The organism is Parabacteroides sp. FAFU027 (assembly GCF_022808675.1).
Taxonomy (GTDB): Bacteria; Bacteroidota; Bacteroidia; order Bacteroidales; family UBA7332; genus CAXXIC01.
Genome location: NZ_JAKZKV010000004.1, coordinates 36,105 through 57,552, shown reverse-complemented (window position 1 = coordinate 57,552; position 21,448 = coordinate 36,105). Strand labels below are relative to the sequence as shown.

At 44.9% G+C, this 21,448-nt stretch carries 15 protein-coding genes; 5 read left to right on the top strand and 10 right to left on the bottom strand.

All coding sequences use genetic code 11. The features are described 5' to 3' along the window. Nucleotides 1-220: 220 nt before the first annotated feature. Both hypD and MLE17_RS07705 read right to left on the bottom strand, forming a co-directional pair. Nucleotides 221-2,584 carry a trans-4-hydroxy-L-proline dehydratase gene (gene hypD, locus MLE17_RS07710; protein WP_243348179.1) on the bottom strand — a complete coding sequence of 788 codons (2,364 nt, stop codon included), beginning with the start codon at nucleotides 2,582-2,584 and terminating at the stop codon, nucleotides 221-223. An 85-nt stretch (nucleotides 2,585-2,669) separates the two neighbouring features. Beyond that, on the bottom strand, nucleotides 2,670-3,467 hold the full coding sequence (locus MLE17_RS07705; RefSeq protein ID WP_243348178.1) for a glycyl-radical enzyme activating protein: 798 nt from the start codon (nucleotides 3,465-3,467) through the stop codon (nucleotides 2,670-2,672). Nucleotides 3,468-3,489: 22 nt separating this feature from the next. Here MLE17_RS07705 and MLE17_RS07700 point away from each other — a divergent pair, with 22 nt between their 5' ends. After that, nucleotides 3,490-3,654 carry a hypothetical protein gene (locus MLE17_RS07700; RefSeq protein WP_243348177.1) on the top strand — a complete coding sequence of 55 codons (165 nt, stop codon included), beginning with the start codon at nucleotides 3,490-3,492 and terminating at the stop codon, nucleotides 3,652-3,654. Nucleotides 3,655-3,786: 132 nt separating this feature from the next. Here MLE17_RS07700 and MLE17_RS07695 read toward each other — a convergent pair whose 3' ends face one another. Then, nucleotides 3,787-4,212 (bottom strand): DUF302 domain-containing protein, encoded by a 426-nt coding sequence (locus MLE17_RS07695; protein WP_243348176.1) that lies wholly within the window; start codon nucleotides 4,210-4,212, stop codon nucleotides 3,787-3,789. A 94-nt stretch (nucleotides 4,213-4,306) separates the two neighbouring features. On the opposite strand from MLE17_RS07695, the gene MLE17_RS07690 reads away from it, so the two are divergent. After that, nucleotides 4,307-4,792, top strand: a complete 486-nt coding sequence (locus MLE17_RS07690) for a GyrI-like domain-containing protein (RefSeq protein ID WP_243348175.1) — start codon at nucleotides 4,307-4,309, stop codon at nucleotides 4,790-4,792. Nucleotides 4,793-4,842: 50 nt separating this feature from the next. On the opposite strand, the gene MLE17_RS07685 is transcribed toward MLE17_RS07690, so the two are convergent. Next, nucleotides 4,843-7,485 (bottom strand): TonB-dependent receptor plug domain-containing protein, encoded by a 2,643-nt coding sequence (locus MLE17_RS07685; RefSeq protein WP_243348174.1) that lies wholly within the window; start codon nucleotides 7,483-7,485, stop codon nucleotides 4,843-4,845. Nucleotides 7,486-7,725: 240 nt separating this feature from the next. On the opposite strand from MLE17_RS07685, the gene MLE17_RS07680 reads away from it, so the two are divergent. Next, nucleotides 7,726-8,295, top strand: a complete 570-nt coding sequence (locus MLE17_RS07680) for a methylated-DNA--[protein]-cysteine S-methyltransferase (protein ID WP_243348173.1) — start codon at nucleotides 7,726-7,728, stop codon at nucleotides 8,293-8,295. A gap of 64 nt (nucleotides 8,296-8,359) precedes the next feature. Here the strand turns inward: MLE17_RS07680 and MLE17_RS07675 are convergent, their stop codons facing one another. Next, nucleotides 8,360-9,844, bottom strand: coding sequence for a polysaccharide lyase family protein (locus tag MLE17_RS07675; protein ID WP_243348172.1), 1,485 nt, complete (start codon nucleotides 9,842-9,844; stop codon nucleotides 8,360-8,362). Nucleotides 9,845-10,292: 448 nt separating this feature from the next. Between MLE17_RS07675 and MLE17_RS07670 the strand changes: the two genes are divergently transcribed. Then, nucleotides 10,293-10,889, top strand: a complete 597-nt coding sequence (locus MLE17_RS07670) for a hypothetical protein (RefSeq protein WP_243348171.1) — start codon at nucleotides 10,293-10,295, stop codon at nucleotides 10,887-10,889. 547 nt (nucleotides 10,890-11,436) lie between these two features. Here the strand turns inward: MLE17_RS07670 and MLE17_RS07665 are convergent. After that, nucleotides 11,437-11,961, bottom strand: coding sequence for a hypothetical protein (locus MLE17_RS07665; protein ID WP_243348170.1), 525 nt, complete (start codon nucleotides 11,959-11,961; stop codon nucleotides 11,437-11,439). 11 nt (nucleotides 11,962-11,972) lie between these two features. Continuing rightward, nucleotides 11,973-13,049: a membrane protein insertion efficiency factor YidD gene (yidD, locus tag MLE17_RS07660; RefSeq protein WP_317236629.1), complete on the bottom strand. Its 1,077-nt coding sequence runs from the start codon at nucleotides 13,047-13,049 to the stop codon at nucleotides 11,973-11,975. A 774-nt stretch (nucleotides 13,050-13,823) separates the two neighbouring features. On the opposite strand from yidD, the gene MLE17_RS07655 reads away from it, so the two are divergent. After that, a complete protein-coding gene (locus tag MLE17_RS07655) occupies nucleotides 13,824-14,063 on the top strand; it encodes a hypothetical protein (RefSeq protein ID WP_243348169.1) in 240 nt (79 codons plus the stop codon). 4 nt (nucleotides 14,064-14,067) lie between these two features. Here MLE17_RS07655 and MLE17_RS07650 read toward each other — a convergent pair whose 3' ends face one another. The 3 genes from MLE17_RS07650 to MLE17_RS07640 form a co-directional block, all read right to left on the bottom strand. After that, on the bottom strand, nucleotides 14,068-15,135 hold the full coding sequence (locus MLE17_RS07650) for a pectinesterase family protein (RefSeq protein WP_243348168.1): 1,068 nt from the start codon (nucleotides 15,133-15,135) through the stop codon (nucleotides 14,068-14,070). A gap of 327 nt (nucleotides 15,136-15,462) precedes the next feature. Continuing rightward, nucleotides 15,463-16,545 carry a DUF3419 family protein gene (locus MLE17_RS07645; RefSeq protein WP_243348167.1) on the bottom strand — a complete coding sequence of 361 codons (1,083 nt, stop codon included), beginning with the start codon at nucleotides 16,543-16,545 and terminating at the stop codon, nucleotides 15,463-15,465. 297 nt (nucleotides 16,546-16,842) lie between these two features. Then, nucleotides 16,843-21,123, bottom strand: coding sequence for an aminotransferase class III-fold pyridoxal phosphate-dependent enzyme (locus MLE17_RS07640; protein ID WP_243348166.1), 4,281 nt, complete (start codon nucleotides 21,121-21,123; stop codon nucleotides 16,843-16,845). Nucleotides 21,124-21,448 lie beyond the last annotated feature (325 nt).

The following is a 21,448-nucleotide window of genomic DNA, read 5'->3' as shown; positions in this document are numbered from 1 at the left end:
AATCTTTCCCCAAGCCTGTGGCAAGGTTTCCCAACTTTGGGATTCTTTGCCTACGACTCAGGCAGGCTTTCCCAACATTGGGAACGTTGTTTTTTAGCTCAGGGAGACTTTCCCAAGGTTGGGAACCTTTCCCGAGGGCTCGTTGGGACTTTCCCAACCTTGGGACGGGGATTGATTCCACCTTTTCCAAAGTTCGAAACGTTGGGAAAGGTAGTGCAAATCATAGTCCTTCGTGCTCAGTCCGGTTGATGATTTCGTTTTGCAAATCGAGTCCGAGGTCGTTGAAGTAATCGCTGTAGCCCGCCACGCGCACAATCAGGTTGCGGTATTTCTCCGGATGCTTCTGGGCATCGCGCAGGGTAGCGGCATTCACCACATTAAACTGAATATGGTGACCGTCCATCCGGAAATAGCTTCGCACCAGACTGGAGACTTTTCGGATAGCCGTTTCACCTTCAAAAAAGCCCGGGGTGAATTTCTGGTTGAGCAATGTACCGCCTGTGCGCAGATGGTCAATCTTGGCCGCGGATTTTACCACGGATGTCGGGCCGTTTTTGTCAGCACCCTGCACCGGTGAGATTCCTTCCGAAACCGGGACTCCGCTACGGCGCCCATCGGCACTGGCATGCATCACGCTACCGAAATAGACGTGACAGGTGGTCGGCAGCAAATTGATGCGGTATGCCGCCCCGCGCGGACTGGTATGCCCGTTTACCGCATCGTGGTAAATGTTGAAAACATCCACCAGTTGGTCATCGGCCGCATCGTCGTCGTTGCCGTATTTCGGTGTTTTATAAAGCAGTTTGTACAACCATTCGTCGGCACCGGAAAAGTCATTCTCCAGCATATCGACCATATCATTCAGGGAAATGGCATGTTCTTCGAAGACATGTTTCTTCAATGCAGTCAGCGCATCGGTAATAGTTCCCATGCCCACCCCCTGGATGTAGTTGGTGTTGTAGCGCGAACCACCGATGATGTAATCCATGCCTTTGGCCACACAGTCGTCGATAATCAGCGAAAGGAACGGCGTCGGGATATGAGTCATGAATATCTTCTCGATGGTGTTGTTGCCAATGATTTTGATTCGGAGGAAATGCTCCACCTGAGCTTTGAAAGCGGCCAGTAAGTCAGCATACGTTTTGAACGCTTCCGGCTTGCCTGTGTGGAGGCCGATTTGTTTGCCAGTGCGGGTATCTAAGCCGTCATGCAGTATCAATTCCAGAATCTTCGGCAGGTTAAAATATCCGCACAGGATGTAACTTTCCGTACCAAAAGCGCCGCTCTCCACGCATCCACTGGCGCCACCGTTGCGGGCATCTTCCACGCTTTTACCCTGTGCCGTAAGTTCCTTGACAATGGCATCGGTGTTAAATATTGAAGGCTGACCAAATCCGGTCTTGGTAATTTTCACCGCACGGTCGATAAAGCTGTCCGGATTCAGGCGGCTTAACTGCACCATAGAACTGGGTTGCAACAAACGCATCTCCTCAATCACATCAAGCAGGATAAATGACATTTCGTTGACTGCATCGGTACCGTCCGGTTTCAGACCGCCGAGGTTTATCAGGGCAAAATCGGTATAGGTGTTGCTTTCCAACGCTGTAATACCCACTTTGGGAGGAGCGGGATGGTTATTGAATTTCACCCAGAAGGACTCAAGCAGTTCAACCGCCTGGTAACGGGTTAATGTTCCTGCCTCCGTCTCTTTTTGGTAAAACGGATAGAGGTGCTGATCAAGTCGTCCGGGATTGAAGGAGTCCCACGGATTGAGTTCCGTCACCACTCCGAGATGCACAAACCAATAATGCTGCAACACTTCGTGGAACGTCTGCGGAGCATGAGCCGGTACACGGCGGCAAACGCATGCCATCTCAATCAGTTCCGCTTTTCGTGCTTCATCCTTTTCAGCTTTCGCCAGCTCTTCCAGCTTATCGGCATGACGATTGGCAAACATCATGATGGCATTGGCCACAATCTTCATCCCCTTCAGCTCTTCCATTTTGTCAAATGCCTGCGGGTCATTCACCCAATCGAGCGAAGCCATACTCTCTTCAATGTCGGCAATAATATCTATCATCCCCTTTTGGAAAATCTTATAGCCGGCCACCGTATGCCCCGGAGCGCGTTGCTCCATAAATTCGGTAAAGATACCGGATTCGTACGCATCGTGCCATTCGCCGGTCATCGCCTGCATGATGCGGTCGCGGTTCGATTTCCCTTTCCAGAAAGGAATAATGGTCTCTTCGAATGCTTTACGGGTTTCATCATCCACCCGAAACCAAACTTTTTCGCGGGTATTCAGAATATCCAGGTCCTGCAACGAATGAACCGTAATCTCCGGATAGGTGGGCGTTGCTTTAGGAGCAGGACCACGTTCGCCTACAATCAGCTCGAGGTCATTGATGCAGATGGTCTTATTGGCAAGGATGTATTCAAACGATTTGGCCCGTTGCACCGGGATAGAATCCCCGAATGCGATATGATTTTTGTAAAATTCAGTAATGAGAAGCCCTCTTTCTGCCGAAATAGAATTGATGGCATTGAGGCTTTGCTCGCGAAGTTTTTCTATTCTTGGTGTCATATTTTTTTATATTTTCAATTGCGTAGAGACGCGGCCTGCCACGTCTCTTAGATTTGCAACAAATCCGTATTATTTGTGTGCCAATTTACCCCCCGATTTTCACAGAAAACCCTGCCGATTCGAATCGTTCCCGCACGTCGGTCAATTCTCCTTTATTCAACGATTTCATCCCGTTGAATTCGTTCACCATTTTCATTCGGTCGTATTTATGTGAAGCCGTGTTGTGGTAAGGGAGAAGGTCAACTGCTTCCGGTTTAATAGCCAAAGCATTTAGAAAATCCAGCGTTTCATCGATATTCTTATCCGTAAAAGTAGCCCCTTCCACAAAAGGAATGCGGATTCTCACGTTGGCTCCAGATGCGAGTAGTCGTTGTAAATTGAATAAAATCAGTTGGTTAGAAACACCGGTGAATTGTTTGTGAGCCGTATCCTCCATCAGCTTCAAATCATAGAGGAACAAATCGGTGTATTGAGCGACCTTTTCCAATACCGTCCACGAAGCAAAACCAGAAGTATCGACTGCGGTATGGATTCCTTCGGCCTGACAAGCTTGTAGCATTTCAAGTAAAAACTCATGCTGCTGTAACGGTTCACCGCCCGAGAAAGTCACTCCACCACAGGACTCTTCCATAAAGATTCTCTCCTTGCGGATTTCAGCCATCAGTTCAGCTGCTGAGATTTCACGACCGATAGTCTCCTCTTCGGTAAAGGTTTTGTCCCCGATGCGAACCGTTTTGGGAAATGAGCAGATTTCTGCGCTCATGCTTTCAGGATTGTGACACCATCGGCATGACAACGGACAACCTTTCAAAAACACAGTGGTACGGATGCCGGGACCATCGTGTACGGCAAAGCGTTTGATATCGAAAATGATACCGTTCATATTCTATTGAAAAATGAAGATAATGAAGAATGAAAAAAATGAATCAGGGAAAGCACCTGTGACAGGTGCTTGGGAAGGTCGTCAACCAATAAAAACGACCAAAAGAGGAAAGAAAGGGCTAAATCATCCAGCACTCATACAAACCCTTTCCGGATTTGTGGAGCAGATTACCGAGGTATTTGGTTGAATAGCGCATAGTGTAAACTTGTATTGGATTGATTTACGGGCGCTAAGATAGATATTTTTCCTTAATAGAAAGAAACAAAATACCCCTCGCTTTCACGAAGGGCACTAACTTAAGTTTTTTTTGATAAGTCACCTACAGAGTGGCAATCACCCGTTGAAGTTTATCGGTTACCAATTGTGCGATTTCACCCAATGCCGGATTGGTAATTGCCATCATAGAAGCTATCGGATTGACAGCTGCAATCTCTATTTCTCCGGGCGCTTGTTCAATTACCAGCACATTACAAGGCAACATCGTCCCGATTTTATCCTCTGCTTGTAATGCTTTATATGCAAACGGTGGATTGCAAGCGCCCAAAATCGTATATTTCTTAAATTCTACATTCAGCTTCTCTTTCAGCTTATCGTGCATTTTAATTTCTGAAATCACTCCAAATCCTTCACTCTGCAGAGCTTCTGTTGTACGTCGGATGGCCTCGTCATACGATGTACTGACTGTTTTGCTGAAATAATAATCCATAGTTGTGTAAATTACTCCGTTGACATTAAAAGCTTTCAAACGACTATTTTGTTCGTTTTTTCGTCCTATCTTAACAGATAAAATACTACACGAATTATTTTGGGTAAATTCGCGTCACTAAAGTTCTAAAATTATGACCCCACGTATAGAAATCCTTCCCGAAAAAAAGCTGGTCGGTAAATCCATCCGAATGTCCATCGCAAATGACAAGACATTTGAGTTATGGTGTAGTTTTATGCCGCAAAGAAAAGAGATTGAGAACGTTACGACGAATGAGCTCTATTGCTTACAGGTTTATGATGCGTCGCTTGATTTTAACCAATTTACGCCAGAGACTGAATTTGTAAAATGGGCTGCGGTCGAAGTCTCTGATTTCAGTAATATTCCCGAAGATATGGAGGCGGTAACGCTTGAAGGCGGACTTTACGCTGTCTTTTTATATAAAGGCGATATTGCTTCATTCCCGCCATTTTTCAAATATATTTTCTTCGAATGGTTGCCAGCGTCGGAGTATGAGTTGGATAACAGCCGCCCGCATTTCGATTTGCTTGGAGAGAAATACAAGAACAACGACCCGGAATCGGAAGAGGAGATTTGGGTGCCGGTGAAAAAGAAATGAGGCTGCGTCCATTACAGACTACAGCCTCATTCGGATTTAAACTATGTAACTCAATATCTTTCTCTTCTCAATTCCCCACGGTAACGGCAAATCTCACCGTTTTGGGTAATTCCTTCGAGAATTACGTTATAATCATTGACTTTATCGGCGGTAAAGAAGCTGACTTTTACCATTCCGGTAGAGTCAGTTTTCACACCCGGATTCCAATATATTGTAGTGCGTAGATCGTCAGCTTTACTGTTTCTGACACTATCTACGTCGTATTTCGGCACATAAAACTCCATACGTTTCTGGAATCCCAACGGAGAGGAAACACCGATACTTGGAGAGGCTTCGGTTTTGCGTTCGTAGCCTTTTTTCAGGATAATGGAAATCACCCCGCTACCGCCATCCATTCCAAACATGGCTGTGGAAGCGCCTTTAAACACCGAGATGCTTTCGATATCCAGCGCTGTCAGGTAAGAAACCTGGTCTTTGTCAAACTGCTTTACGCCATCCAGATAATAAGTCGGTTCATTGGGACTGTTTCGTATTGATACATTTTCACCATTCACCTGCACACCGGGAACACTCACCAAAAGGTCAAAGATGGTCATCCCGGCTTGCTCTGCCAACCGCTCTCCCGAAAGGGTATAATCAGCCATACTGGTCGGCACATTGGGATATTGATCCACTGTCGATTTACGTTTACCCTCAACCGTTACTTCACCCAGATTGTAAACACGCATTCCGCCTTCCAGATAATATTTTTCCTTATTCACATCCAGGTATTCTGCCAATTGGGCTTTGATACGGGTCTGCATATCGGGGATAAATAGGTGCGCGGCAGGAAAACTTTCCTTATCGGGGATAATCTCGATGCCGGGTAATCCTTTTTTGCGGTTTGCCTTCAGGATAAAGCGTGTACTGTCAGGGAATTCTATTCCTTGTAGAAGATAGTTCCCGAGGCTGTCTGATTTGGTGAAATTCATCCCACGAATGGTTGGTGCAAAGACGAATATATCGGCATTTTTAGAAGGTTTTCCTATGAGATTAACTACTTTGCCACTCAGGGTTTGCCCTACTTCGATGTAGTATTCCGGCGTTTTAAATTTACCCTTCAGGATATCGGCTGTATTAAACCGTTTCCATCCCTGAGTCATCATCAGCAGATCAAGCGCTTCAGTAACCTGAGGTGTGTTGCCTGAAAAGTAGTAAGCCGGATCTTCGATATAACCTTTGATATCAGAAGATAAAAGTAACGAACTCAGGATATTGTCAGACAGGGTATCTAATGCGACAGTTTTATTGTCGGTTACGCTGATAGCGTAATTTCCGGCAGCAGAGTCGCCTTCTTTATTTAGCACCTTAAATGTAAGGTCGACCTTTTCCCGACGACCATACACCGGTTTATTGCTTGTCATAGAAACTTGTGGCATCAGATTATTTTTGCAAAAAGCAACCCGTTCACAAAGATGATTTTTCAAAGAATCGATGACTGAAAATGAAATAATCCCGTTCGGCAATTCTGCTGTATTAAACAAACCGGTAACAGATAGGCTATCCAGCTGACGCATTACCAGCACCTTTCCCCGGCAATGTACCAGCAGGTAAAGGGATTGTAGCGGCAGATTGGTCTGGTTAATAATCTGATAGACAATCTTACTGTGGTTTTGTCCCATCTGGATGGTTACTCCCTGAGAAACGGCACGTGGTAATTCAACTCGCTTTTCAAGTCCGCTTGCGGTTTTTACTTTGGCATAGTAAGTTTGTCCGGGTTCTGCCGAAAGCAACAATTTACCCATTCCTTTGTATGCCGAGGCAAATTCCACCTGTTCTTCATTCTTGCTGTTGTAAACCGTACCGCTCACCTCAACCGACAATCCATCCGAACCAATTGCCTTAAATGCTACGGATTGCGGAATATTTTCAATCAGGCTCCCGCCTTCCGGGAAAAACTGCACATCAAAATCCTGCGTAAATGGCGGGCAGAAAAAGGTTCGTTTGATTTTCAGAGAGGGATCATTGACCGAAATCTCCACACTCTTCTTTGCTGTAAGATTATCCAACGGGATAGCGACCGAGACCTTTCCCTCACCATTCGTCAACGACTGGAAACTCTTGCGGACATTGGGAGCGCTGGTCACTTTAGAGACAACGGTCTTTCCGGTAATCGGGTATTTGTTTTTGTTTTTAAATTGAATGGAAGCGATGACTTTTCCGTTTTGTGGCTGTGAATAGGAGATTGTGCAATTCACATCATCGTCAATGGTATTTCCGATGTAGATATTTTTTTTGGAGAAGAAATCCTCACCCGAACCACGCATTGCATTGGTATATGCCCTCAGCATATAATTGCCTTCGGGCATGGTAGCCGGCAGTTTGAAATAACCGGCAAAATCATTGGCTTTACGCACTTTGACCCGCTGGACTGCCGTATCGGATTTGCTCACCAGTTCCACATAAATATAGTTGCTCAGGGAAACCGGCTTGTGGTCAATTCCATCCACCAGAAATCCTTTGAACCAGATTTGCTCACCGGCGCTGTAATACGGTTTATCGGTTTGCAGGTAAATCTTTTCGGGATAGATTGCTTTGTTGTATCTGACAAAATCAGTCACTACCGAACGGACAAGAGGAGAGATTTTTTTCTGAGCCATCACAGAGGCTGTGAATACCAGCACAAACAGAAGAAAAGTTTTTGCTTTGTTCATTGTATTATCGTTGTGTGAGGTTAATCAATTTCAAGGCTTGCGGATGCAAAAGAACACATTCTGAAATTTGCATCACAATATATGAGCTTAAAATTGCCTATAAGTTTAATCAGTACCACCTTTTTACCAGATTATCTACCTAAATGAATCAAAATGATAACCTTCAGCAGGTTTCAGATGATTGTTGCTTATATTTGCAGAAACGATTTTCTTTAAGCATATCCCTAAAGCGACTGATAAATGTTACAATACAATCATTTCCAAATCGTCAGAATGACTCCGGATGAACTCCGGAACGATTGTTCTACCCTTGCCATCCGATATTCATTTTACGAAACCCCATTTGGCAAAATCGTAATTGCTGCTACTGAAAAAGGCATCTGCTATCTGGGGTTTGAATATAAAGAAGGGGATGTGGTGCAGGAGATGAAAAACCTTTATCCGGCAGCAACTTTTTCAGAAAAAAAGGACGATATGCAGGAGAAAGCATTGGCCTTTTTTGATGAAAAACAGACTCCTCCCGAACCAATTCCGCTACAGATCAAAGGCACCGCTTTCCAAATGCAGGTTTGGGAGGCATTACTCCACGTACCGATGGGTGAAGTCAGTAACTATGGGAATATCTCAATTCAAGTCGGGCATCCAAACGCATTTCGTGCGGTAGGAAGTGCGGTGGGTGACAATCCGGTTTCGTTGCTGATACCGTGTCATCGAATCATTACGGCATCCGGAGCTATCGGCCAATACCATTGGGGCTCTGAACGAAAAGCCGCCATTATAGAATGGGAAAAACAAACCATCAATAAGTAAGAAATGCCCGGAGCGTAAATGCTTCGGGCATTTTTCTGGTTCAAAATTTTGCGCGTCTCTGCGTTTAATTCTTCCCATTCACCTCCAGCTTAATCACATCATACATGATGCCGCCGCCATTCTTCACGTTGGGCAGGCGGAAGGAGATGATGTTTTCACCAGCTTTGAGCAGCGATGCCGGGAAGCGTACCTCCTGTTGCTGGTAATAGCCGCCGAGGATTGAAGAGCGATAGACAGTGTGGTCGTTGCCGAAGTTGTAAGCACCCGCTTTGGTCTCGTTTACCCAGATTTCCAGAGTAGGATTCTTAGCCGAACCGGCAATGCCTAATGTCAGTACGCCTTCACCTGAAGATGCTTTATCCAGGTTGAACTTCACGTTCCAGCTGCCCGGTTTGGTCTGCGCATAGTACCAATCTTCGGAATCCTTGCTTTTGCCCACGGTGTAAGTAATGTCAGCCGGCACTTCATTAAAGACGCCGTAATAGCGCTTATGGTCGCTCAGTTTGAAACCGCGGGTGGTGCGGTCAGCAAAGCCGATTTGCCAAAGTTTGGTGCCGTTTTGTTTTGGCGTCCATACGATTTTATTCAATGCAACGGTCTGGTTGGCTTTTACTTCTATTTCATTTTTGCAAAACTCATCGGTGACGTTATCGGTATAAGCATAGAGACTGTATTTGCCGGGGCGGATATTCGGGATCGTGAAGTTTCCGTCTTTATCGGCACGCACAGCGAAGATATATCCGTGCGATTGTGCCTGCCAGTCCACGCCGGGAGCAGCGAGGATGATGTGTGCGTTGGCTGCCGAAGCACCGGTGACCTGCAATTGTCCTGTCACCGTGCCACGCTGCAACGGGTAGTCGGGATGATCCATCCATTTGTAGGGCCACTTCGCCACCTCTTCATCGGCTTTGCGTTTGGCGTCGCTCCAGATGTCGGCGATGTTTTTACCCGAATTCACATAGAGGAAAAACGGTCCGCCCAGTTTCTGCCACTCGCCGCTGATGGGGCCGTCGTCCTTCTTCTTGTCGAGCAGGAAGTGGTCGCACTGGAACATCATAATCATAAACGGCGTGGTATGCACGGTGTTGAACTGCTTGGTGGGGCCACCGTTCAGGTACTCGTGGCTCGCCTGGATGACGAACAATCCCTTGCCCGATTTCTGTCCGGCATAGCCATGCACGTGGCGACCTTCGATGTAGTCGGCGTAATCGTATTTGGTGTAGTAGCTGCTGTCGGGAAGCTGATAGGTCCAGTCCTGTATTTTCTTTTTGAAGTCAGCAAAGGTGGGCATCGGCCCCTGGATGCTGTCGCGCACCAGGTGGTAGTCGTAGAGTGTGGAGTCGGCCCGCAATCCCCAACGGATTTGTCCGAAGCCGCCGTCGGGTGAGCCCGAGTGGTGATACTGTTCGAGGTAGCAATAGATGCCGTATTCGCCGGTAAGCAACACATAGTGCATCTCAAAGAAGTAGCCGTTGGCCGCCTCGTGGGTGAAGGATATTTCGGCCAGACCGGGTGTCTGGCGTACCAGCTTATAGGTGGAAGGTGACATCGAAAAGCCCGGCCCCATCAGGTAGCCGCGACCGTAACCGCCGAGGAGGTCTTGTCCCGCCTGCTTGATGGCGGTCAGCGTGGCGCCCTTCTTCTCGAAGGTAAATTCCAGCATTCCGTTGGAGAGCGTGACCTCTTTGCCCGCATCGGAAACTTTCACCGGATTGGTTATTTGTGCTGCACTTGCGCTGAGAGCCAGCACCAGCATCAGGATGATTGCCGTAGTCTTCTTCATGGTTGTTTTTTTTTTGACAAGCAAATGTTGTGATTTTTGACGACAATCGCGTACAGTATCTTGCTGTTTTATTTTTAGGGAAACGGGAATACAGGGATTTGTATGATTTTCGGGGGGAGGTATCAGGGGTAGCTTGTTGTCACCCAGAAATTTGTAAATACTTTTATTAGCTTTGCATTACCTCAATGATGATTTCGAATCTCAACCCAACAAGATGGAAACTTCAAACAAGTCTATAAAACCGCCAAGACATAATACACTGTCAATTATAGCTTTGATAATGGCTATTATTCAGGCGCCCTTATTTTATTACTATACGACGGGATTATTATCAATATTCCAGATAGGATTTTATTTGATTGTGGGTTTAGGCTTCACTATATATCTATTTTCACTCTTAATAAAGAAAGAAGGCACACCTCTGACTAAAGCCTTTAAATACAGGCTATGGGTAACCTTTTTCATTGGAGCTATATCCTTTTTCTATGGTCCTATGTTTATGGAAAAGGCTGATTGGACATTAAGACGTAGCTCAAGAGAAGAAATCATCATGAAAATTAAAAAGGGTGAAATTCGAGATTCGAAGTTAGACGGTTGGAATTTTCCTCCCATATCGAATGGTGGAAATGAGATTGAAATCTCAAAAAGGAAGAAGGGACTACTTACTGTTATGTTTTACATTGATAGAGGATTCATTGACCATTGTTCAGCGTTTGTTTATACAAATGACGCCAATGAATTAAAGGATATAAAATCATGGTATTCTTCTGTAGAACAACTCGACAAAAATTGGTATCGGGTATCCAAATAGACTACGATTCTGTTATGCTTCAGGCTCTATATTTTACAATCCTAGGTGATTCCAGTCTACAAAACTGCAATCGCTTTCTTTCCCGCCACGCAGTGGCCTCATATCTCAGCCCAACGGCAACGCCTTGGGTCAATATATCCACCGGCGAAACCAGCGTCCTGAAGGCCAATATATTATTTTGCCCTTGCAGGGCGCAGGTTGGTGGGGCATTGACCTCCCGGGGCGATGCCCCGGGCTGGGATAGATTGGGCTTTCAGCCCTGTATCTGAGACTGCTATGATTTTAGCTGCGCTGATTTTCAATTAAGCAAAAGTTCCCGCCGCACACAAACTCGCTAGGCACTGACTGCAGGTTTTATACTTGCGCGAAAAGGGGAATTCTGTGTTTAACTTATCAATTATCAGCTTTATCCACGACTGCTACAAGCTGTCTTAGTTTTAGACACGAGTACGCATTCGCTAAACGGGAAACAAGGGGTGTTCTGAAAATAATAGAGGTCGCTTCAATCAATGAAACAACCTCTATCTCAGACCCTAGGTATTTAATATTACAAACTTATATTAACATCAGATGCTACACTTGATGTAACTTGCATGCCAGCAGGAATAACTGCGCTTTTTCCTTTCATTAATAAGAATAATGGGCAAAGTAAAAGAGATAGAGCAATTGAAAGTACAAGTTTACTATCTCCTTCTTTGTTGATATTTCCACCTGCAAGGAAAACTTCCTGTCCATCAACTGATTTTACACTTCTGATTTGAATTTGCAATTGGCCAGGTTGACCAATCATTCCGCTTTTTTTGTAGCTTAGCACTTGACCTTTAGCTATACTTCCTGCTTTGATTACAACTTGATTGCCGACTTTGACATCTGACATAACACGGAAATCAATTACTTGTCCATCAGCTAAATTGTCAGCGTCAATTGTGTTTACCGTTTCAAGAGGAACAGATGTACCGGCACTTAGTTTTACATTTTCTGCTGATAAATTAAAAGTAACAGCCAGGAACATTACTGATAAAATAATGCAGAATGGTTTTGTAATTACTGATTTTAAAATTCTTTCCAACATAAGATAATGATTTAATGATTGATATTGTTTACGTTTTCTAGGGTGCTTATTATTTGTTGTTTCTTCCTTCTATACTCTCTTTTTACACTGCTACTACCTCCGATGATATTCCCGATATAAAAGCCGAAATTAAGAGATCCTGTTAATATTGCGATTCCATAATTCTTCGTTTTTATGCTGGTGTAAACAGCGTAAGCGAGAGCTGTATTTGTAATCAAAGAAGTAGTTGCAGTTTGATAATGCCCGGCATAGGCATATCCCATCCCTGGTATGATTGATAACAATGACGCTATCAAGGGACTTTTCTGCTTCAGTTTTGCTCCGGTCTGCGCTATATTTATATTTGTTTTATACCTCTCTGGATTGTATTTGTATTTATTCCCGGTTGAAAAATATTCAGCGGCTTGACTCCAGTCACCATACTGTGCATTTATAACCCCCTTGAGTAGGTATTTTTTCTCAATTAATGAAGAGTCTGTAATATCATTTATTTGGTTATTATAGTAATCACTCATTTTAAAATTGAATAGTTTATATTGTATAAGCGAGATCTGATATAATATATCCGGATTTGATTTTATATCATCAGGAAACCTGTTTTCATAAGTGAATAGAGCTAATTCTTCTTGATTTAGATTTCTCAAACATATCAACTTATTTAAATAAAGCTCTGCGCAGCCTTTGTATTTTTTCGCAAATAACAGTCGTTCAATTTCTAAAAGAGCTATATTGTACTGCTCAGTATTTATCATATATCTAATAAATAGTAAAGAGGAATCTCTATTTATTGAATTTCCAGAAAAAGCAAATATCTGACTATTGGATTGAAGGTTGTTTAAATTTGCTGGGAGATTTGTACCAGACGGAAAATCAACTAATCTAAATTCATCACCAAAGTAAATCTTATCATAATTTCTGACCTCATGACCACAGCGCAATAATCTCTCTGCGGTCAATGTTATCCCTTCAAAGAATCCGTTTTCTTTGAAGGCCATAAGGCCATAGTTTGAGCAACTTGGATACATTAAACATTTTGTCCCTCTAGTTCCGCTAATATATTTTTGGTATAATCCAATATAATCCGACACAGCAGATTCTTTCTTGTTAGAATCATTTGTTGAATATGAAACCTTAGGCAAACTTCCGCCATCTGTTCGGGTTGTTTGCTGACCAAATAAGTTTATACAGAAAATTGAAAGTAATACAAAGAAGAGGAATTTGTATATTGTCACGATACCACTGTGTTTTTATACATTCATATAAGTTTAGAAGCAAAATACGGATAATAAATTAATCCAATTTTAGACATTAGGCTGCAAATATAGACATATTCAATCAACAAACAACAATTATTACACTATATCATTACATTTCAGAAATAAAGAAAAACACTCGTCGTTCTATCCCCTTTCTATCAATAGATTCATATTCAATACATCACCCCTTTTAACACCAAGTCTCCCTAATCCCACTCAGGAGCTAGTTCAAGTCTGAGCGCAGCGGGGACTTGGACTCAAAACAGTTTCAGTTTTCAAACTGAATATCTTCAACCAACATTCTCAATGTTTACAGTCATAGGCTGCTTTGGTTTCCAGCACAAGTTCCCGCTGCGCTCAACCTGACAGGTTTTCACAAAACAAAATCCGTCAACACCCCTAATTTCAGCAATTTTGAGATAAAAAACATCGTAAGAAACCCTTCACCGTTGATTTTTATTCAAAAACTAAGAAATAATCCCCAATCTCCACAACAAATTATCGAATGTGTTTCATCAAACGCAACAAAAATTTAGCTTGGCACGCATTTAGATTAGAAGGAAATAATACAATGGATGCTATTGAACAGTAACCAAAATATATTCATTGAGTACAACAAAACGTATTTTTTCGAGCAGTGGAGCAGATATGTTGACAATCTGCGCTATTGTAACCGGCAATGCTATCAATTGTCGGAAGATCCTAACCGCCAACCGTCCGTTGTGGACGCTGGAGTATTTCAACACTCACAAAGCCGGTATCGAGCAGGCTTTTAACAGTGTGCTGGGGTCTAACAGTGTGACCGACCAACGTCAGGCCACAGAGGTTATCGCTGAGGTAATCTGATTCTTTATTTATTCTTTATAGAAAGTGTAGCATATGGATTCCACTTGTCATTACCGACCATTACTTTTTCGAGTGTATAATCCCGGGCCTCCTGATCGCTCAGTGCGCGGATGCCCACCCATTTAGCCCGATTGCTCATGTCGGCTCCCGGTCCGATGTTTTTGTATTCGTAGAGATGAAGATCGGCGCTGGTGGCTGCATAGTCCATGCGCCATGTGGTAGGCCAGCCGAGTGGATCGATTTCTTTGCACATGTTGCATTTGATCCAGGCCACTTTGGGAAAGAAATGCCAGGGGCGTCCCAACGCGATTTTATTGCCGTCGTCGCCTGTCCGCGGACTTCCCGATGCATAGGTGAGGCGGCATTTATTAAAAATAAATCCGTATGGCTGGTTTAGCGGGGTGGAAGGAGCAGTGATCCATCCGCCACCGAAACTGTGGATCTCACAAGCCTCGAAATAGACAATGCCCGAGCCGTAGATATAGTCGGTACGGCCTTCAATCAAGCAGTTGGCGAAATAGCTGCGTTTACCCAGCTTGCGGAAATAGATGGTATCCTGATAGCTTTTGAAGCTGCAATTGACAAAAATGTTTTTATCCGAATCGATCACCAAGGCCGGAGCCTGTCCCACCGGGCCGGCGGTATTGCTGAAGGTCAGGTTTTGCGCCTGAAATCCATCTCCCAGCAAGGCTATCGTGGCGGAGGTTTGCATGATCAGCTTGCTCCATTTGGCCGCATCTTCAGCCGGACATTTGTTATTCAGTCCGCCCTCTTTGCAGTCGTAGATGTGATAACTGATCATCGTTTCATCGCGACTTTCGCCGATCATCGTAATGTTTTTCTTGTCTTGGGGAACCACCAGCTTCTCGGTATTGTATATTCCTTTTTTTATGAAAATGACCGTGCGTTTTTCGCTGTTGGAGGGAACCGCATCGATTGCGTCCTGTATTTTGGTAAAATTACCGCTTCCGTCTAATGCTACAACTATGTCGGCTTTGAGAGTTTTATTTTTTGCAAAAACGGAAATGCCAAACAACAGAGCTGCAGTGATAAGTAGAAGGTTGTGTCTCATTATATATTTCGATTTGTTATGATGCAAAAATAAAATTGAATCTTTCGGAGCAGGTCAACTATTTGTTATTTATAGGGTAATTATTGATGAACCATTTCGACATGAGATATAATATATACAGTTTGCAACTGTATGACAACGAAGCAGAAGAACCGAAGCTCCAATAACTATCATAATACAAATAGCAATTGGCCATACATGTCTGAGATTTATCACCCCATGCCGGGTAGCGGCTATAAGCCGCTTGCCGGATTGCAAAAAACGAAAGAATATAATTGTGGGGGATATTTAAACGCGGCAAGCGGATGAAGCTGCTGAACGCTATCGTCACACCAACCTCAACGCCACAATCCCATAAAAGGGAAAGCGGTCTTTGCTTTGGGCCAATACCGATAGGTTTTTGTCAATGACCCATCCCGGTTTAGGGCCGGATGCAAAATGATTTTTCTGCAAATAACGATTGCAGATCAGGGTGCCGGGTTGGCTCTTTGCTTTGAGTTGGTCCAATATCCGGTTAAAATCAGTTTCATCTGACCAGTCTCCCAGGTTAGAGAGGTGTATTTTATTGAAATGGCCAAAGTCAGCTTCGGATAAAGCCTGTCCGAAGGAGGTCTGCCGGAGCTCCATCCGGTTCAGATTATCAATAAACCGTTGCCTGTTCTCCGGTTGGAGAAAGTGCGGATACGATTTTTCGGTCAGACATGCTCCACACATATAATATTGCAAAAAGTAATTCCCCGAAGCTTCACTGGATGTGCAGAAGTCCCGAAACTTAGCATAGAAACGCTCTCCGGTCGTTTCGTCGGCATGAATCAACGCCTGTTCCTGCAATCCCCGCTTCTTGTAAACAGCAGGATGAAAAGCGATTTTGAATAAAAGCTGAAGGCTCTTGCGGGTGGCAATGTATTGATCAAAAACAACAGCCTGCTCATCCAACGATTGACTATCTACCAATCGGCGGATGTTTTGCTTGCCTACGATCAGATTCACGGCAAAGCGTACTTTCTGCAAATATTGCTCGAAACGCCCGCCACTCACCACTCCCTGCTCAATCAGGAAAAGATGCTTGTCCCAAAATGAAACTTCTTCATCAGTCAGCAGTGGCCGGATTTTATCGAGGTAAATCTCTCTCCGGTCTCTTTTCGGCATTGAAGCATACCCCAAAAATTTCCCGTTTTCCGGAAAATCAAGATGATTCGCTGCCAGAATCTTCATCCGGCACAAGAGTATCTGTGTTTCGGAAATATCTACCGCAGTAATTGAGATATTCTCAACCAGACTCGTCAGTGTCAACGGAACTTCCCCTCCACTGGCAATGGAGAGAATCCGGTCACCGGATCGGATATCCAGAACGAGTAGCTCGGTGAGCGGGTCTTCCTGCGAAATGCCAAAGTCGAATATTAAGGGCATAGGGTTAGGAATGTTGCTGTGAGTAATGGGCTTGAAGAAAGAATATATGATGACTTCCCATTATTTATGAGAAGCACATTTATAGCACTTTAATCTTATTCAACCGCCCCTAAATCCCCCTAAAATGAGACTTTAGAGACTACCGGACATTTACGGAGTCATAAGACTCAAGTTTCATTTAACCAGTCTAAACTTTGTGGTTTCACTGCTGCGAAAGTCCCCTTCAGGGGATTTAGGGGCGGATAAAGCTAACGCATTCAAATTCGAAATAGATTTTCATTTTTGAATTTATCGTTCCTATTTCCTGAAAAACCCCTCTTTCTCCGCCAACTGCATCAGTTGCAGCACCGAATCCTTGCAGATGTGGCCTTTGAGGGGAATTTGCAGGTTATACAATCCGCAGAGGATACTTTCGCCCGTGCAGCAAAACACCTTTCCGGCAGCGCTGTGCGTACTCATGATAAATTCGGGGTCGTCGGGCAGTCGTACAGACGATGCCTCCTTACAGATACGGACATTTTGCATCTCCCCGACAGTATCCGACACCGCGTGAGGCACCGAAATGTCAATGATAAAAACCGGTTTATCGTTTCGGATATGGTGCGGAAAAACAATAGGGTCGTTGGTATTGGCACAACAGATAATGGCATCGGCATTCTTCAGGTCAAACATATCCGTCGAGCAGCGCACCCGAAGGTTTGGTGTTGACAGCAAGGCTTTCGAACGCTGGAGCCTTTTCTCATTACTGCCAAACAGGACGATTTCGTAGGCAGAATAGGCGGCATCATCCAGGCATTGAATCAATCCGCCCCCGATGTTTCCCGTTGCACCCACAATGGCAATCGTCTTCACATCAGCCGTTTGTGCCAGATGCCGGTTCAGGTAAAAGAGGCTGCAAGCCACTGTCAATGTGTTGCCGGTCAAAACTTTGCAACCTGCCCGCTCTGCGATATTGAGGCCGTTCCCGCTGATGATGGAGGTGTGAGCGCCAAGGCTTACACTGACCGCTCCTTCCTTTGCCTGCTTATCTATATTCTCCTGAATCTTTTCTATAAGAAAACGCTTCTTGCCCCAGCGGCTCGCAATCTCCATCTGGGATGTATCGAAAGGCAGGATGTCGAATGTAAAATGCACGCGCCCCTTCATCAGGTTTTTACTAATCAGCCGGACCGCTTTTCCTTCGAGCAGTACCTGGAGGCGGCTAAAGAGAATCCTCAATCCGGTATCGGAGGCTCTTTGCAAATCGGAGTCAATGAGCTGAAGTTCCCGGTGCGCAACGGTTAGGTTGGCAATAAACCCTACACGGACGGCTCCTTCAGCCGGTTCTTCCAGTTCATTCGGGAAAATTGCCTCAAAAACCGGATTTGCAACATCGGAATAAGTGTCTCCGTTCATCAGAAAACGACAAAGTTTGTATATCTGTTGTTCGCGGCAGAGGCGGCAGAGTTCCGTCAAAGCGCTGCACAGCAATGCGATATCCGGTTCGGAGATATAGAAAGAGGGTTCAATCCGGATGGAATTGGGTTTTGACAAAGAAGGAAGCACCCGGATATGATGCTTGTTGAGCAGCCATCCGGCGAAGAGATAGCCCGACAGTTCGCCCTCTGTCAAGATGCGCAGAAAGTTATTCCGTTTGCCCATTTGAGCATTAAAATGAATCCCAATCATCAATCCTTTGCCCCGTACCGATTCGATAACGTCCGGAAATTGGTATGCGATCTCCAGCAGCTTCGCTTGCAGGTATTCTCCTTTTTCGCGGGCAACCTCCGCCAGTTTATCCTTTTCAATCAGACTCAATGCTTTCAACGCCGTATATGCCGCCAGTTCCCCGTTGGCATTGGTGGAGTTATAATAAGCGGTAAACCCGGTTTTGAAACGCAGGTCATCAATCAGCACAGCCGAAATTTTTTCAAATCCACCGCCCAGACTTTTTCCTAACAGATAATAGGAAGCATTCGGGTACGAAGGGAAGCTACCTGTTCTTCCCATCCCGCACTGGATTTCATCGGATATCAGGGGGAATTCCTGTTCGGCAAGCCAATCCGCCAATTCAGGATTTATCTCGGATATGCCGCCTTCTCCACGGACCGGTTCGATAATGGACGCAATGATGGTGCTTATTTTTACCGTTTCCTGTTGCTCTATGCCGTTATGCGTCTTGAAAAATGAGAGGGTTATGACGTTATTTTCCAGAAATTGCTCTGCCTGACTTTTCCACTCCCCGTTACTATCGGACAGATGCAGCGGATGTGGCCGCAGCAGACCGGCAAACAAATTCCGCTGTTTCTTCTCGTTCAGAAAGCTTCTGGCTCCGGAGGTGTAACCGTGGAAACAGTCGTTGATCACCAGCAGACAGGTCGCGGCCTCCTCAATTCGTTTCATATTCTCGTCCCAAACCTCCGCCACATGCAAGCCGTCAATGGCTCCGTAGAGTTGGTATTGTTCATCCCGCAGCTTTTCCAGCTTCTGCCGCCATTCGTAGTAGGCGTGATGCAGGGCAATTTCGGTCGCCTCGCTGCCACTGTTACCAAACTGCACCTTGAAATAACGTCCGGTAGATTTGCTGAACATCCGGTTGAGTTCACGTGCCAATATGGAAGGATAGTAGTACTGGCTACCCTGGTTATTGAGAGCCGGTCGTCCCGTTTCCAGAAACTGAACAATGGCCTCCCTGATTTGGGCGTTGTTATGGCCAAACAGACTGGCGCCAAAGCCACCCACCAAATCAAGTACGGGCTGCATCTTTTCACCCTCCTGATAATAGAGATAATCGCCGTCACCTTTGACATAGACTTTATCCAGCTTCAGCGCTTCCAACAACTCAGCGACATGGGGATTCGTATATTTGAAAAAATCGCTCCGTTCACCCGTTTCCACCATTTTAATATGATGGCTGTAAACAAAAGGATTGCGCAACTCCTCAATCAGCTGCCCGTACCGTTTATATATCTGGTCTTTGGAAATAGTACCTTTTCTCGTGAGCGGCGCCTCTTCGTACACCAGCCCAAAACGCTCGATATGGCGGTGTGCGTATTCAAACGGGCCAATCTCCCGCCTCAGCGCATCATTCGCATTTTTAATCAGTGAAGTAAATTCATCCTCCCGGTTTGCTATTGACGATTGGGGTAAAAAAATCAAAGCCGCCAATCCGGGCATATTGACCAACGGAATCCACTCTATCCAGTTTACCCGTCTGTAAAGCGGGGAATAGTACTCTTTGAGTTGGGATAACGGTATTTTCACCCCGTAACCATCTTTAAAATAGTCCCCAGACTTCCGCCCATGAAAGCAGATGGCTCCGGATGCAGCATCGTAATGCACTAAATCACCTGTTTCAAAATAATACTTCGGCTCTTTTTCGCCCATTGTTCGGACAGATTGAAAGGAGCTGTGGATGGCCATTTCACAGAGCGTATCCTCATCCATTTTTTGCAAGCCGATTTCTACGCCCGGAAGCAATTCGCCCAAAGCTCCGTTGTCAATTTCCGGAGTCCGGTTCAGCGTAACCATCAGCGTCTCGGTGGTTCCGAATGCATTCATCAGGGAAATTCCAGTTGCCGTCCTGAATTTCTCAGCCGTTGCCGGATCAAATGCAGAACCGATGGAGATGGCCGCTTGCAGAGACTGGTTCACTCCGGCTTTAAGTTCAGGATATTGGCGAAACAGTTCCAGTAGGGTATTGTAAAATGCCGGACCGGCAATCAAATGACCAATGTTCATTTTGAGCAATAACAATCTCACCAACTCCGGTTTGTGTAAAATCCAATCGGTCACGATCATGCAAAACGGATTGCCCGACCAGATTGAATTCAGGAACGTCCGGATACCGATGGTGTGGGTAAAGAGCGGACTGAATCCCGGATTGCCAAACAGTTCCGGAGAAAACAATCCCTGCATTTGCCAGGCCTGACAACAGTTGGCCAACCTTTCGTGAGTATAAACCAGCAGCTTGCTTTTGCCCGATGTACCGGAAGTCGTAAAGATAACCGCTTCTGTTTCCGGGAAAATGTCGGACAACGCGATGGGAGTTATTGTAGTAGAGGTCTGCTTTACGATACGGATGATTTCGGACATCGAAAAATCCTCTTCCGAATCGAGAAAAAGGACATTGTGCACTTCACACTTTTCCTTCAGGACGGAAATCACCTCCTTCTCCCTTTCATGTCCTTTTTGCAACATCGTTTCACGAAACGGCATGATCACGCCCCGGAATCCGGTATTTTTCAACCAATGCTCAAATTCATCCGGCTCGGGAAACATGGGGACAAACACACGAATCCCCGAACATACCGCCGCTGCAAACAGCAACGCATTCGCCAGCTCATTTGAAGTGCAAAAGGAGACCAGCATCACGGTGTCGCCGTGCTTTAAGCCTAACGAGTGTAGTTTTTGGGAAATCCGGAGTACTATTTCCCGGAGTTCATTCAGCGAAATGGCCACAAACTCTTCCCCGATGTGACTGTAAATGACATTACACTTATCATCCCGATGCGGTAAGTCATTGAAAATAACATCCCGTATAGTCATCGGCACAAACAGGGCATCCCTGATTCCCGAGTAGAGGATCTGGTCGTACATGGCGGTTAACTTCGAATATTAAACGGACAACGAAATATCCCGGAGGCAAATATCAAAGAGATTTTCCCCGGATTATTAGATTAATAAGGAGAACTCTAATATATTTGCCTTCGGTAATTAAACAAACCTTAACAGGTATATGTTTATACCCCCGGGTGCTATTATTTTGACTGTCTCAAACGTGGATATATTTGACAATCAGGTCTGTTTTGACATAAAAAAAGATAAACCCGATAGTGTATATCAAAACTGAAATTACTTCAGTCAATTTCAGTAATTAGATTGGGATTGAAAGACTCTACTTTCGTAAATCCAAAATTGGAAC